General features: G+C 71.4%; 15 protein-coding genes and 2 pseudogenes. 11 read left to right on the plus strand and 6 right to left on the minus strand.

Annotation, left to right across the window (positions count from 1 at the left end; genetic code table 11):
* Window positions 1-40 precede the first annotated feature (40 nt).
* Both ACWC91_RS28220 and ACWC91_RS28225 read right to left on the minus strand, forming a co-directional pair.
* Window positions 41-532, minus strand: coding sequence for a hypothetical protein (locus tag ACWC91_RS28220; RefSeq protein ID WP_225078778.1), 492 nt, complete (start codon window positions 530-532; stop codon window positions 41-43).
* Window positions 533-689: 157 nt separating this feature from the next.
* Window positions 690-1,577 (minus strand): amidohydrolase family protein, encoded by an 888-nt coding sequence (locus ACWC91_RS28225; RefSeq protein ID WP_281155433.1) that lies wholly within the window; start codon window positions 1,575-1,577, stop codon window positions 690-692.
* 941 nt (window positions 1,578-2,518) lie between these two features.
* On the opposite strand from ACWC91_RS28225, the gene ACWC91_RS28230 reads away from it, so the two are divergent.
* Complete coding sequence (locus tag ACWC91_RS28230) at window positions 2,519-3,160, plus strand: hypothetical protein (RefSeq protein WP_281155432.1); 642 nt, start codon at window positions 2,519-2,521, stop codon at window positions 3,158-3,160.
* A 91-nt stretch (window positions 3,161-3,251) separates the two neighbouring features.
* On the opposite strand, the gene ACWC91_RS28235 is transcribed toward ACWC91_RS28230, so the two are convergent.
* A complete protein-coding gene (locus tag ACWC91_RS28235; RefSeq protein ID WP_225078775.1) occupies window positions 3,252-3,701 on the minus strand; it encodes a DNA-binding protein in 450 nt (149 codons plus the stop codon).
* A 269-nt stretch (window positions 3,702-3,970) separates the two neighbouring features.
* Here ACWC91_RS28235 and ACWC91_RS28240 point away from each other — a divergent pair.
* Window positions 3,971-4,508: pseudogene (locus ACWC91_RS28240) on the plus strand (alpha/beta hydrolase); the annotation flags it as partial.
* A gap of 215 nt (window positions 4,509-4,723) precedes the next feature.
* Here ACWC91_RS28240 and ACWC91_RS28245 read toward each other — a convergent pair.
* The 3 genes from ACWC91_RS28245 to ACWC91_RS28255 form a co-directional block, all read right to left on the minus strand.
* Window positions 4,724-5,101 carry a fic family toxin-antitoxin system, toxin component gene (locus ACWC91_RS28245; RefSeq protein ID WP_141364985.1) on the minus strand — a complete coding sequence of 126 codons (378 nt, stop codon included), beginning with the start codon at window positions 5,099-5,101 and terminating at the stop codon, window positions 4,724-4,726.
* Window positions 5,101-5,340: a hypothetical protein gene (locus tag ACWC91_RS28250; protein ID WP_225078774.1), complete on the minus strand. Its 240-nt coding sequence runs from the start codon at window positions 5,338-5,340 to the stop codon at window positions 5,101-5,103. Before ACWC91_RS28250 ends, ACWC91_RS28245 begins: the two co-directional genes overlap by 1 nt.
* A 72-nt stretch (window positions 5,341-5,412) precedes the next feature.
* On the minus strand, window positions 5,413-5,631 hold the full coding sequence (locus ACWC91_RS28255) for an FxLYD domain-containing protein (protein ID WP_450643802.1): 219 nt from the start codon (window positions 5,629-5,631) through the stop codon (window positions 5,413-5,415).
* Window positions 5,632-5,704: 73 nt separating this feature from the next.
* Between ACWC91_RS28255 and ACWC91_RS28260 the strand changes: the two genes are divergently transcribed.
* The 9 genes and pseudogenes from ACWC91_RS28260 to ACWC91_RS28300 all read left to right on the plus strand — a co-directional run.
* Window positions 5,705-6,031: a hypothetical protein gene (locus ACWC91_RS28260; protein WP_450643801.1), complete on the plus strand. Its 327-nt coding sequence runs from the start codon at window positions 5,705-5,707 to the stop codon at window positions 6,029-6,031.
* 330 nt (window positions 6,032-6,361) lie between these two features.
* Window positions 6,362-7,435: a Gfo/Idh/MocA family protein gene (locus ACWC91_RS28265; RefSeq protein ID WP_376503082.1), complete on the plus strand. Its 1,074-nt coding sequence runs from the start codon at window positions 6,362-6,364 to the stop codon at window positions 7,433-7,435.
* Between the two features lies 1 nt (window position 7,436).
* The gene (locus ACWC91_RS28270) at window positions 7,437-8,507 is read left to right on the plus strand and encodes a Gfo/Idh/MocA family protein (RefSeq protein ID WP_225078771.1); all 1,071 of its coding nucleotides are present in this window, start codon (window positions 7,437-7,439) and stop codon (window positions 8,505-8,507) included.
* A complete protein-coding gene (locus ACWC91_RS28275) occupies window positions 8,504-9,070 on the plus strand; it encodes a PadR family transcriptional regulator (protein WP_281155429.1) in 567 nt (188 codons plus the stop codon). Before ACWC91_RS28270 ends, ACWC91_RS28275 begins: the two co-directional genes overlap by 4 nt.
* Before the next feature lie 355 nt (window positions 9,071-9,425).
* Window positions 9,426-10,070 carry a dihydrofolate reductase family protein gene (locus ACWC91_RS28280; RefSeq protein ID WP_450643800.1) on the plus strand — a complete coding sequence of 215 codons (645 nt, stop codon included), beginning with the start codon at window positions 9,426-9,428 and terminating at the stop codon, window positions 10,068-10,070.
* A 150-nt stretch (window positions 10,071-10,220) separates the two neighbouring features.
* Window positions 10,221-11,033, plus strand: a complete 813-nt coding sequence (locus ACWC91_RS28285; RefSeq protein WP_450643799.1) for a hypothetical protein — start codon at window positions 10,221-10,223, stop codon at window positions 11,031-11,033.
* Between the two features lie 175 nt (window positions 11,034-11,208).
* On the plus strand, window positions 11,209-11,634 hold the full coding sequence (locus ACWC91_RS28290) for a hypothetical protein (protein ID WP_450643798.1): 426 nt from the start codon (window positions 11,209-11,211) through the stop codon (window positions 11,632-11,634).
* On the plus strand, window positions 11,631-13,214 hold the full coding sequence (locus tag ACWC91_RS28295; RefSeq protein WP_450643797.1) for a multicopper oxidase family protein: 1,584 nt from the start codon (window positions 11,631-11,633) through the stop codon (window positions 13,212-13,214). The genes ACWC91_RS28290 and ACWC91_RS28295 overlap by 4 nt, the downstream gene beginning before the upstream one ends.
* A gap of 364 nt (window positions 13,215-13,578) precedes the next feature.
* A pseudogene (locus tag ACWC91_RS28300) lies at window positions 13,579-13,974 on the plus strand (site-2 protease family protein); the annotation flags it as partial.
* Window positions 13,975-14,192: the final 218 nt, after the last annotated feature.

The following is a 14,192-nucleotide window of genomic DNA, read 5'->3' on the forward strand; positions in this document are numbered from 1 at the left end:
CGGTCCTGGGCAGGCGGCCTGTAGGGCGTCGCGGTCGGGGCTACGCCCCGCGGGTGGTCTCGTGCTCCGCCCCCTGCGGCCAGAGCACCTCGACGTCGACACCGTGGCTGCGGGCATAGGCCACCAGGTGCGCCGTCGCGTCCCGCCCCGAGGAAGGGGAGCCGTCCCAGACGGCCAGCACCCGCGCGCACGAGCGCAGCAGGCCCTCGTCGGCCGTCACACACGAGGAGCGGTCACCGGGGTCGTACTCCACCAGCCGCACCTGCTGGGACAGCAGCAGGAGTTCCCCGGCCGCCTTCCGGTCCGGCTCGGCGACATGCGCGGGTACGCCGTTGCAGGACGGCAGGACCGTCACCAGGGCCAGTCCCGCCTTCCGGGCGGCCCGTCCGAAGGCCACCGGCAGTCCCTTCCCGGCGCGCACCAGCCCGGACGTTCCCGCCTGGGCGAAGGCGGCCAGACGGGAACGCAGTTCCTCCTCCAGCACAGCCAGCGCCGACGCGCTGAGATCGGCGTGCCCTACAACAGCGATCACTGGTGGCTTTCCCTTCTCCCCATGCTCTTGATCATCGTCAAGGCCGGCCGGGACGCGCAGGGGTCCGGTGGGCCCCGGTATCAGGCTGTTCGGCCCTGGCGGACGACGCCGCACGAGTGCAACGGGCATACGCTCGAGGGCTGTCCTCGCTTGCGCGTCACAGCCCGAACAGTCCTGCCGCGTTGTCGTGGCACACGGCCCGCAGCCACTCCGGTCCGAGTCCCAGCCGCTCCAGGGCGTCGAGCTGATGTACGTAGGGGTAGGGGATGTTGGGGAAGTCGGAGCCGAGCAGGACGCGGTCGCCGAGCGCCGCGAGCCGGGGCAGGGCCAGGCGCGGGAACGGCATGAATCCCTCGGTGAAGTCGGTGAACGCCATCGTCGTGTCCAGCCGCACCTGCCCGTACCGCTCGGCGAGGCCGAGGAAGTCCTCGTACTCGGGCATCCCCATGTGCGCGACGATCAGGCGCAGTTGCGGGTGCCGCGCCAGCACCCGGGCGATCGGCTCGGGGCCGGTGTGCTTGCCGGGCGCGGGCCCCGAGCCGCAGTGGATCACCACGGGGATCCGCGCCTCGGCGAGCAACCCCCATGCCTGCTGCAGATGTTCGTCGGCCGGGTCGTAGGCCCCCACCTGTACATGCGCCTTGAACACGCGCGCGCCCGCTTCGACGGCCTCGCGGACGTACGTCTCGACGTCCGGCTCGGGGTAGAGGGTGGCGGTGTGCAGGCAGTCGGGGGTGCGACGGGCGAAGTCGGCCGCCCATCCGTTCAGCCACCGGGCCATGCCGGGCTTGTGCGGGTAGAGCATCGCGGTGAAGGCCCTGACGCCGAACTCCCGCAGAACGGCGGTGCGTTCAGCCTCGTCCTTCCGGTAGGCGATCGGCCACTCGAGCCCACCGGTCAGCGGTCCCTGCGCGTCGAAGTAGTCCCAGACCTTGTGCAGGACACGCTCGGGCATGAAGTGCGTATGGACGTCGACCAGCCCGGGAAGACCGAGCCGGCCCCAGAAACGGCGGACCTCACCGGGTGCCATGCGGTGATCGTTCATGTCGTCCACGATCGGCCCTGGTGAGGGTGCGGGCCACCCTTTCCGCAAGGGGCGCGGTGCGGGATCCGTCACACTGCCCCCGGTGGCCAGGCGCCGTTCCGGCTAGATCCTGGCCCGGCGGGCGGCTGCTGATCGCGGGCGCCTTCCCGAGCGGTCCGGTGGCTCCCCGGGTGACCCGGGCCATCGCCGGGATGTTGGTCCACGGTGTCGCGCACGGGGAGGTGCCGGAGGATCCCATGTCCGCCGCCGACGTGCGGCAGTACGCGGAGGTGCTCCGTGCCGTCGGGTTCAGCGAGCCGCGGTTCGCCGACGTGCGGCCCTGGACGCGTTATCTCCTGGCGGAGCGGCCGGCCTGCGGCGTGAGCACGGGAGGGGCGCCACCGCGGGGGAGCGGCGCCGCTCCGGAACGTTCGGGCCGGGTGGCCGGGGCACGGCAGCGTGCTCCGGCCACCCGGCCTGTGAGGAAGCCCTCCGACGGGCCGGCCGAGGTCCAGCGTCCGGGTCGCCCGGGTGAGGACCTTCCGCGGATCGCGCACACCGGCGTCGGGTAGGCGCACTTTCCCTGTGGCGTGCTGGACAACAGCGCGTCGGCGTGGGCGTGGCGGATGCCCGCGGCGCGTGCCATGAACCGCACCGCCCGCACCAGGAAGCCGCGTTGCGGCCGGGCGACGGCCGCGAATTCGGGAATGCCCGCGCACACATAGTTGCCCGGCCGCACAGCCACTCGGCGGCAATGCTTCTTGGCCCGGTAATGCCTCCACTTGAGCGTGAATCCGCTCGCGCGGCAAGGGCTGAACGCCATACTGGCCGAAGTGGTCGGTCAACAAGTGATATACCCGGCCTATCATCACTGGGCCAGACCCCCACAGCCGGAGTACCTGCCGCCTGACTCTCTGCACCTGGCACGCAGGCTTCGCCCGGCACGGAGCAAGGAGAGAAGGATGCCCGAAACCACGGCTCCCGCCACCGAGTTGACGTCCCAGTACATCAACCAGGTAACCAGCGACCTCGAGCGCAACGTCAAGGAGCAGGAACGCATCACGGCGGAAATCACGGCGTTGCAGTCACAGTTGGACGCCCTTCAGCACGACCACACCCTGCTGGTGAGCATGCAGCAGGCACTGGGTATCGCGGCAACGGCCCCCGAGCCCGCGCCCGTCGGCAGCGCCTCCGTGCCTTCTCCCCGGAAGAAGACCACTGCCGAGCCTCGGAAGAAGGCGAAGGCGGCGAAGACGGCGACCGCGAAACAGCCCACGGCCAAGAAGCAATCCGCCAAAAGCCCCGCGCCCAAGAACGACGCCGCCGCGAAGAAGGCACAACCCACGCTGGCCGAACTCGTCCGCCGCCACCTGACCGAACAGAGCGAGCCGCGCTCCGCGGCGGAAATCGCCACGGCACTCGGCCAGGCACACCCCGACCGCGACATCAAAACCAACGTCGTGCGCACCACTCTCGAAAACCTTGTGGCCAGGAGCCAGGCTCAACGCAGCAAGCAGGGCACGTCCGTCTACTACACCGCTCCCAACCCGCCGGAGCCCACGGCAGCCCCCAAGGCCGAGGCCCAGCCCGAACCCGCCGCATAAGGCCACGCTCGTCGTGCGCTGAACCGCTGCTGCCCGACGCGGAGTCGGCAGACCCGAGGAAACAGGCCGGGCAGCCCCGAGGCCGGCTCCTCTACTCCGGGTCCTCCGCGTCGGCTGCGGCACGGCCGGCCAGTCGTTCGTATCGCTGCCTGGCCGCCTGCGGGGTGCCGAGCCCGAGCCCGAAGGCGATCTCCTGCCAGGTCATGCCACGGCCTCGTGCCATCTGGAGCAGTCCGGTCTCCAGTTCGTCCATTTCCCCGCGAACCAGCGGGACGAGACTCAACGCGGCCGTGATGTCGGCGCGATCCACCTCCGGTTCGCCGTCATCCGGCTGTGCCGCCCCGCTGAGCAGGAACGACACGAGTCGGACGGCCTCGTGCGGCGCGACGACCGAGGGGTGGACCTGTCGCCTGCGTTGCTCGTCGGTGGCCGCGTGCCGCTCGGCGATCCGGAGCAGGGACGCGTAGACGCGCCGTGCCCGCGCCTGCTCCGGATGCGGAGGCGTGAAGGGGTCGGTGTGCTGATCAGAAGTCGACGCCATGAGACGAGGATGGGGCAGCACACACAGGGAAGTCAACAGAACGTTTTAAACAATTCGTTCAATCCGGTGTTCGCCCGCATGGAAACGTGGGCCTGGAACCCTTGACACCTTCACCCGGCCGACGGATGGTTTCTGGCCGCTCAGCGCTACGGCGTTGCGCCGAGCGCACCGGAAGGCGGCGGAGCCGCCCGGTGCGGGGCACCAGATGATCGAGGAGTCTCATGGCCGAGCCGACTGACGAACCGGGTACACCAGCGCTTCGCGGGGTGCTGCAGAGCGCGTTCGTGGCCGGGCCGGCCGGACCACGGCGGTCGGACGCCTTCCTGCACGGCGCCCAGGCCACGCTGTCCTTCGCGCCGCGTCCCCTGTACGCGGCGCTCCACGAGCGCATCCACGCCCAGGGCGGCCGGGCCACCGCATGGTCGGCGCACCGCGTCCGCGAGGAGTTCCCCGAGTTCGACGCGGACAGTGACGGCCCGTTCCGGTTCACCGGCGAGATGATCTAACCCCTGGCAGTTCGACGAGGACCCGGCGCTGGTTCCGCTGCGCGAGGCTGCGCATCTGCTGGCCGCGCGCACCGACTGGCCCGCCCTGTACGACCTGAACCGGCTCGCGGGCAACAGTGTCCCGGTGGCGGCGGCCGTGTACTTCGACGACATGTTCGTCGACCGCGAGCAGTCCCTGGAGACCGCCGAGGTGGTCCGCGGTCTGCGGCCGTGGATCACCAACACCCATGCCCACGACGGCGTCCGCGCCGACGCCGCCGTGCTGGACCGGCTGATCTCGATGGCGCGCGGCGAGGTGTGAGTCCTCCGCCCGCGGCCCAGTGCCGATCCCCGCTCGGCGTCGTACGAGCGGGGATCAGCGCCGTGCCGGCGGGCTGTGCCCCGGATCGGACGGTGGATGCCCGGGGTGGATCGAGCCCCCTCAGGGGTTCCGGACCGGACCGGCGAAGCCCTCGGCAGGTCTCATGCGGCTGGTGCGGGAGGGCGCTCGCCGTCCGGCTGCCCGGGGAGCGCGGATCAGGTGGCCTGCGGCCAGGCGCGCAGCAGGCCGGCGATCCTCTTGGCGGTGCAGCCGGGGTCGCGTAGCAGGTCGCGCAGGGCGATGGCGTCCTCGCGGGTGGGCTTGACCGGGATGCCGGAGGCCTCCAGGTACATCACACCCGTCGCCGCGGCCACGGCCATGTTGGAGCGCTCGAGCCAGCGACAGCGGCCGAGGATGTGCACGAGGGCGGCGGCGCGGGCGTAGGGGCCGTCGTAGACGGGTGTTCCCAGCAGTTCGGCACGGTGGCAGGCGACCGCGGCCACGGGCACCCCGTAGTCGTCGGGGGCGGGATCCCCCGCTCCCGCGAGTTCGGCGACCTGCAGGATCCAGGGGACGTCGATGTGCAGTTCCATTACGCGGCGTGCGCTCCCCGGGGGCGGAGATCGGCCTCCTCCGTCTCGTCGAAGAGACTCTGGTGCTCGTCGAGGAAGCGCCGCGCGGCTTCCAGGCCCCGCTGCCGCAGCCCGCTGGTGTCCTCCCGCACCAGGCCGGCGATGTAGTCACCGAGGCTCAGGCCGCGGTCCCTCGCACGGGCTTCGGCCAGTTCCTTGATGTCGTCATCGACGCGCACGCCCAGCTGTGTCTTCGCCATCCACCGATGGTAACAGCTGTTACCACTCGGGCGGCCCGACGCGGAACGGCTTTCCGCACACCACCGAGCCGCTCAGTAGCGCTCGGCCTTCGCCAGCCGGGGCGTCAGCTTGGGCTCGGGAGGTTTCCGGCTGAACACGATGGGCTGCTCGCGCTTGCCGGGCTCCAGGTTCTCCGCGCCTGCGTAGCGGGTCTCGACCACGCGCCCCTGCGCGTCCACGAAGTCGACCTGCACGGCGTAGGACGCCTTGCGGTCGGTCTTGTTGGTGATGGTGACCAAGGAGGCCGGCACACCTCCAGTCTGCGTCCTGGGCACTCCGGTCAGGCTCACCTCCGACCGCGCGTTGCCGCCTCCCTTGACGCCCTTGAGCGCCTTCTCGGCGGCCGCGGCCCGCCGGGCGGTCTCGGCCGACACCGACGCCTCGAACTCCGAGGCACGCGCGGACGCGGACGAGGCCGCCGCCGACGCCGAGGCACGGGCGGAGGCGATGGCCGACGACGCGGAGGACGCCAGCGCCGACGGCAGCGGCTGGGACGAGAACGACGCCGTGCTGGGAGGAGTCGGCCTCGGGCTGACCGTGGAACCACCGCCGCCGCTGTTGCCGCATCCGGTCAGCACGCCGGCTGCGAGAGCGAACGCCACGGCGACCGAGGCCCGGGCGAAGTACCGCCTGTGCGGGCGGACACGGTGAGGGGACGGCGGCACGTCTTCCGTCGGCTGAGGGAGCATGACCTCATCGTCCGCACTGCGTGTCCGGTACGCGACGCGGGCAAGTCCTGACGGGTGACCCTCCCGCCCCGGGGAGCGTCGTGTCGCACGACCGGGCGCCGGGACACCCGGTCGACATGCGGGCTCGCCGGAGATCAGTCCGGGACTGCGTGCGCGGCGACATCAACCGGGTCAAGCCGGCCACCTCTTCCTGAGGACCGGCGCATGGCGCCCCTCCCGCAATTCACGATTTGGACATACGATGTCTGACGTCTGAACTCCAAGGCGAGAAGTCGAGTGTGAGGAGCCGTGCGTGCGCTCTGTCCCCGTGCCCGGAGAGGCCGCCGTGCCCGGAGAGCCCGGGCAGAAGGAATCGGAGGACCCCGGACAGCGGACGCGCGACCATCGCGTGGCCGTCCTCGGTGCCGGTGCCATCGCCCGTGACCACGTCGCCGCGCTCGCGGGTGTCCCGGGAATGCGACTGGCCCACGTCGTCGACCGGCATCCCGAGCGGGCCGCCGCGCTGGCCGCCCTCGCCGAGGGAGCCACCTGGTCCACCGACCCGGCGAGCGCGTGGTCCGACGGCATCGACGTCACCGCCGTGTGCACCTCCCCCGAATCGCACGCCGAGTTCTCCGTGGCGGCGCTCCAGGCCGGACGCGCCGTCCTCCTGGAGAAGCCCGCCGCGCTGAAGGTGGCCGACGTCGACCGGGTCCTCGCGGCCGCGGAGGCCGCCGGCCGGCCCCTGCTCGTCGCCCAGACGGCCCGCTTCCAGCCCGTCCACCTGGAAATCGCCCGGGCGGTCGCCGAGGGCGCGATCGGCACACCCCGCCTGGCCCACCTCACCTGGTACACCGGGCACGTCTGGCCCGGAGGCTGGCGCGGCTGGCAGCTGAACCCGGCCCGCTCCGGAGGCCATGTCGCCCACAACGGCGTGCACGCCCTCGACCTGCTGACCTGGCTCATGGACGACGAGCCGGTCCGCGTCTTCGCCCGCCCCTGCCGCACATGGGCGCCCGGGATGCCGACCCCCGACAGCTTCCAGATCCTCGTACGCTTCGCCGGTGGCGCCCTCGCCACCGTCGAGCTGTGCTACGCCCTGGCGGCACGCGGCACGTTCGTCCGCCGGCTCGTGCTGTCCGGCACGGCCGGCACCCTGCACCACAGCAGTGAGGACGAGCCGAGAGCGCACTCCGCGCCGCCGGTCGCCCCGGCCTCGATCGACGGCGCCATGACGGAGCAGACCAGGCACCTGCGCGACGTGCTCGACGGGGTGGCCGCCCCGCTGACCGCGCCCCACCAGGTACGTGCCGCTCTGGCCGCCGCCCTGGCGGCACAGCTCAGCGCGGACGAAGGCCGCCCCGTCGACGTCAAGGAGGTCTGCTGACATGAGGATCCTCATCGCATCCGGGGTCCGGCACGCCCGTGACTACGTGCCGCTGCTGCGGTCCCTGCCCGGCATGGAGGTGATCGGCTGCGCCGACACCGCCGACAGCCCCTTCGCGGAGGACAGCGCCGCCCTCGCCCGTACGACGGGCATTCCGCTGCTCGACCTGGACCAGGGCCTCGCCTCCTGCGACATCGCCCTCGTGTGCAGCGAACCCACGCGGCACGTCGAACTCGCGCTGAGGGCGCTCGAAGCGGACCGCCACGTCATCGTCGACAAGCCCGCCGCGACCGACACCCGTGGCGCGCAGCGCCTGTGGGACGCCGCCGACCGCTCCCGCGGACTGCTCACCGCCGTCCATCGCCTCTACTCTCCCCAACTCGTACGGGCCCGGCGCATCGTGGACTCCGGCGCGATCGGCCTGCCCCTGGCCGTCGACGCGGAGTGGCTCGCGGCCGGCGGACTCGACGGCACCACGGTCGAGCGCCCCGAACTCGTCTGCGACCCCGCCCTGTCCGGCGGCGGCGAACTGATGAACTTCGGGTGGTATCCGGCCCTGGCGGTCCGGCACCTGACCGGCCTGGACGTGGACGAGGTCGTCGCCTTCAGCAGTGCCGCGCCCCACGCGCCGCTGTTCGACGGCCCGCACGGCGCCCACGGTGTCGAGGACGCGGCGGTGCTCTCGCTCCGCCTGCGCAACGGGGTGGTGGCGACCGCCACCGTGGCCCGCGCACCCGCCGGCATCGGCCCGGCGCCCGTCTCGTCCACCCTGCGCGTACTCGGCTCGCACGGCCACGTACTCGCCGACGAGGACGCTCCCTCCGTGTCCGTACGCGGTGCGGACGGCGCCGGCGTCTCCCGCCAGGTCGGCGGACCCGCCGGGGAGACGGCCCTGCGCCGGCTGTTCACCGAGTTCCGCGACGACATCCGCCACGGACGCACTCCCCTGGTCACGGCGGCCGACATCCACGCGGCCGTCGCGGTGGTCGAGGCCGCGCTCAGCTCGGCGCGCCTGAACGGCGCCCCCGTCGCTCCGGCCGTCCGCACAGTGGGCACAACCACCGGGGCATGACTCTCCCGCCACGGCGGCCGCGCGCACGGGGAGCTCGACGCCGCGCCTGCCGCAGGGGCGCGGCAGCGCGCGACACCGTCAACGTCAGTCAGCGGGCAAGCCTGTACCGGACCATCGACCGGCTGCTCGACGCCGAGCTGATCGCGGTGCGCGAGACCAGCCGGGACCAGCAGTACCCCGAACGCACCGTCTACGAGGTGACGGACGCCGGCCGCGCGGCGACGCGTGAGTGGCTGCGGGAGATGCTGGCCGCCCCGCGGGCGGAGTACCCGGAGTTCCCGGCCGCGCTCTCGTTCACCATGATGCTGCTGCCGCAGGAACTGCAGGCCGACCTGACCACCCGGGCCGCGCAGGTGCGGGCCCAGCTCACCGAACTGGACACCGCCGCCGAGGCAGCACGGCGGACGGCACTGCCGCGGATCACCATGCTGGAGGACGAGTACCGCCGCGCCGTACTGACCGCGGAGCTCGACTGGCTCGACACGGTCACGTCCGACCTCCGCTCCGGCGCACTCACCTGGGACCACGAGACCCTGGCCGCCCTGGCCCGGGACACCTTCTGACCCCGGGCTCCCACACCCGCGGTCCGCGGGTCCGCCAAGCCCGTGTGAGCGGCGGCACACAGCCGCGGGTCTTCCGATCCGGACGGCGGAGGCGTACGTTCCGCTTACCTCGCGTAGGCGCCTCCGAGGCGCCGGCCCGCCGGTCCTGGGCGGCGGGCCACGCGGGGGCCAACCGAACCTGCCTCGGTGAGCCGGAGTTGGCATTCGGCCGATCCGAGTGGCGCCTCCCCCGAAAGGCCGGCCGTAGGGGTGCCGCGATCGACGCGGCCGGTATGTTCCTCCCCACGGGACGCGGCGATGAGTTTTCCCCACCCGGAGAGTCTCACCACCGTTGTCGACACCATCGGAGGAACACATGGCTCAGCTGCTGAGGGTGCAGAACTTCAGCGTCTCCAGTGACGGAATCGGCGCCGGGGAGGACCAGAGCTTCGAGAATCCGTTCGGCCACGTCCGCCCCGAGAGGCTGTTCGCCTGGGCCGGCGCCACGGCGAGTTGGCCCATGCGCACCGACCCCGGAGGGAGCCGGGGCCTCGACGACTACTTCACGCGGGACTACGCGCGCGGCGTCGGAGCCGAGATCATGGGCCGCAACAAGTTCGGGCCCCAACGGGGACCCTGGTCCGACCATGAGTGGCGCGGCTGGTGGGGTGAGGAGCCCCCGTTCCGCACCCCGGTGTTCGTCATGACACACCACAAGCGTCCCTCGTTCACGCTCTCCGACACCACCTTCCACTTCGTCGACGGCGACCCGGCCACGGTCCTCGGTCAGGCGAAGGAGGCGGCGCAGGGCAAGGACGTACGACTCGGCGGCGGGGTTACCACCGTCCGGCAGTTCCTCGACGCCGGCCTCGTCGACACCATGCACGTCGCCGTCTCCCCGGTGAAGCTCGGCTCCGGGCTACGGCTCTGGGAGTCACCCGACGAGTTGCTCGACCGGTTCCACCTCGAGGTCGTGCCCAGCCCGAGCGGCGTGACGCACCACCTGTTCTGGCGGAAGTGACACGAGGGCCCACCGGACAGCGGCTCACCGGCCCCGAGTTGCCGCACCACGCGGGCGGCGACAACGGGCCGACGCCGCCTTCGGGTTGCCGGAGGAGTTGGTGATCGGAATCGTCGGCGGGTCACGGCCGTGTGTGCCAGGGTGGTCGGCATGTCGGAGGAGCCGATACCGGGCCCGCGAAGCGGCCATGACCGTCGACGGGATGTCATCGCGGCTGTCATCACGTGTTCGGCGATCGGAGCCGCGATCGTTCACGCGGTCGAACCCGGTCTGAAGATCGACGCGGTCACGGCCGTACTCCTCGCGGTGGCCGTCGTGCCGTGGCTGGGCGCCCTGTTCGACAGTATCGAGCTGCCCGGCGGGACGAAGTTCCAGTACAAGCGGCTGGTGGATCGCATCGAGGCAGCCGAGGAACGCAGCGCGCGAGCCGGTCACGCGGCTGATGACGCATCACGCACAGCCCGTCTCGCTTTCGTGGCCGGCGGCAGTGCGGACGACGAGGGGGCCACCGGCTCCACCGTGAGTGGAACCGTCGCACAACTCGCCGCCGAATACACCCAGGTGCGAGAACGCATGGCGAGCAGCCCCGAGCGCACCAACCTCATGGAGCAGATCTTCGCGGACCTGGTGACCGCCACCCGCCGTGAACAGGACTTCGATGTCGAGGACTCGCTCAAGTCCCACGATCCCGGGACCCGGCTCGCCGCCTACGCGCGCCTTTACGCGCGCCCCGACGCCGACCATCTCGACCCCTTGGTGGAGGCCGTCCTCGGCGACGAGGACCGCGCCTTCAGTCAGTACTGGGGCTTCAAGACGATCACCGCGGTCATCGACACGGCAGGCGCGGGCAGGATGCGGATCGGCGACGTCGACAGACTGGAGACCTGCCTCTCCCGCCTTCCCCGCGACAGCGACCGCATCGGTGTCCTCGCGCGACTGCTCGACAAGATCGAAGCCCGCTGACCGGGCCACACACGCTCAAGCGCGGGGATCACAAAGTCACCTCGCGGAACTCGGCATTGGGGTTGCGCCCGCGAGTCCCCGGACGGTTCGATGACGCGGGTTCTGCGACTTGTACGCCTGTGTGCCCTTCCCATGCCGCAAATCCCTTAAATCGACAAAGAGCTGAGGTATCCGTATGTCCTTACGTCGTTCCCTGCTCGCCGTCCGTGTGGTCGCCCTGCTTCAGTCCGTGCTGCTCCTCTTCCAAGTGGCCCTGGCCGGGGGCTTCCTGGGCGGGCACTTCGACATGCTGGAGATGCACGGCATGCTGGCCCGCGGGATCGTGGGCGTGGCCATGGTGATGGCTCTGGCCGCCTTCCTCGTTGGCCGGGCGGGCGGGCCGTCATCGCTCCTCGGCCCCTCGGTCCTGCTGCTGATCGCGCTCCTGGGCCAGGTCGTGCTCGGCGTGAAGCACAGCGTGCCCGCCCACGTGCTGCTCGGGGTGACCATCGTCGCGGCCACGGCGATGCTCACCCAGCGCGTGATGGCCACCCCGCTGCCACCCGGTGACTCCCCCGGTACCCCGGACACACCGCCCCATGAACCGGAGTTGGTCGCGTGAGACGGCGCACCTTCCTGAACGCGGGTGGCGCCGCCCTCGGCGTGGGTGCCGTGACCCTGGCGAGCCGGTCCCTGCTGCGCTCCTATTTCAGCGAGGGCAAGCCCGGCCGCCTGCTCGGCAGCACGGCCGAACTGCCCCGGCCCTACCAGGTGCCCCTGCCCGTGCCGCCGGTACTGGAGCCCGCCTCCGGCAGCGGCACCACGGACACCTACGACATCACCCAGCACGTGGCCGAGTTGGAGATCCTGCCCGGTCTCAGGACGAAGGCCTGGACGTACGGCGGTACGTTCCCGGGGCCCACCATCGTCTCCCGTTCCGGGCGGCGCACCGTGGTACGGCACCGCAACGAGCTGGACCAGCCCGTCGTCGTGCACCTGCACGGCGGGCACACCCCGGCGGCGAGCGACGGCTACCCGACCTCGCTCATCCTGCCCGCCAACGGCTCCTACGACGCCCACCGCGCCGTCCAGGACATGGCCGGCGGCAAGCACGGCATGTCCGTGGACCACGGTGCGATGGATCTCGCCGAGGGGGTGCGGAGCTACACCTACCCGGTGAAGCAGCGCGCGGCGACGCTCTGGTACCACGATCACCGCATGGGCTACACCGGGGCGAGCGTGTGGAGGGGGCTGGCCGGGTTCCATCTCGTCCACGACGACGAGGAGGACCGGCTGCCGCTGCCGAGCGGCGAGCGTGACATTCCGCTGATGATCACGGACCGGTCCTTCGCGGAGGACGGATCGTTCCGTTACCCCATGGTGGATCCGGGATTTCACGCTCCAGGCGTCACCGACGCCTACATGAACGGCGTACTGGGTGACGTGGTGCTGGTCAACGGAGCGCCCTGGCCGGTGCACGAGGTGCAGCGGCTGCGCTATCGCCTGCGGTTCCTCAACGCCTCCAACGCCCGTGTGTTCAAACTGGAGTTGGACCCGCAGCCCGAGGGCGGTGACGCCTTCGCGCAGATCGGCGGCGACGGCGGGCTGCTGTCCTCCCCCCGCCGCCACGACGCGTTGGAGATCGCACCCGGCGAACGCTTCGATGTCGTCGCCGACTTCTCCCGGTACCGCGCGGGCACGAAGGTGCGTCTGCTCAACCGCTTCGGGGACGGCACGACCGCCGCGGTCATGCGCTTCGACGTGGGGTCGGGCTCACCCGAGGACGACACGACGGTGCCGGAGAAGCTGAGCGAGGTGGTCGCGCTGGAGCCCGGTCGGGCCGCGGTCACCCGGGACTTCCACTTCCGCGGCTCGGTCGAGGGGTGGACCATCAACGGCCTGGGGTACCAGCCGGGCCGTGCTCTGGCCAGGCCCGGGCTGGGACAGACCGAGGTGTGGCGGTTCACCACCAACTTCCACCACCCGGTCCATCTCCACCTCAACCACTTCCAGGTGGTCTCGCGGAACAACGGGGAGCCGGGGGCGTACGACCACGGCTGGAAGGACACCGTGTCCCTGCGTCCGGCCGAGGCCGTGGAAGTGGTCGTCCGTTTCACCGACTACACCGGCCCCTTCATGCTCCACTGCCACAACCTGGAGCACGAGGACATGGCCATGATGGGCGACTTCGTCACCGAGTAGCACCCGCACGCCGGCGGCCGGCCGCCATGCGTCCGACGGACCTGGACGGCCGGCCGCCGTACACCCGCGACGGCCATCATGCCGCTGTACGGATGGATGTTTCCTTTCGTTGGTCTGTGGCGGACCCTGGAAGGAGGGCGGGGGTACGGCCGGAGGGCGTGACCTGTCGGCGGTGATGGGAATGAAGGGTTCGATCCGGATCGGAAGCATCCGAGGGCTGGCGATTCAGGCTCACTGGAGCGTGCCGCTGGTCATGCTCTTCTTCGCGTACGGTCTGGCCAGCTGGACGCTGCCCAGGTACGAGGCGGGCCTGGCACCGGTCGTGTACGCGGCCGCCGGGGTCGTCGGTGCTTCGCTGTTGCTGATGAGTCTGGTGGTGCACGAGGCCGCGCACGCGCTGACGGCCCGCAGGGCGGGGATAGCGGTGCGGGACGTGACGCTGTGGGCGCTCGGCGGACTGACCCGGATGGACCGGCCGACGACAGCACGCACGGCGTTCTCGGTCGCCGTGAGCGGGCCGGTCGCCAGCCTGCTGCTCGGCGGTGTCTGGCTGGGCGCGGCGGCCGGCGTGGACGCCACGACGGGATGGCGGATTCCGGTTGCCGTGCTGAGTTGGCTGGGCGGCACGAACCTGCTGTTGGGTGTCTTCAACCTGCTGCCCGCCGCACCCCTGGACGGAGGGCGGCTGGTCCAGGCCGCGGTGTGGTGGCGTACGGGGGACCGCGAGCGGGCCCAGCGGGCGGCCGGTCGCAGCGGACAGATCGTGGGAATGGCGCTGGCCGCCGGCGGGTGGGTGATGCTCCTGAGGGGCACGACCGGCGGCTTGTGGCTGATGGCCATCGGTCTGTTCGTGGCCGGTACCGCCGCGACCGAACGGCGGTGGGCTGAGCTGGTCACCGCTCTGCGTGGCGTACGGGTGGGGCAGACGATGACCACTCCGGTGGTCACCGGGCCGGACTGGCTGACCGTGGACAGCTT

The sequence above is a fragment of the Streptomyces sp. NPDC001204 genome, assembly GCF_053598035.1.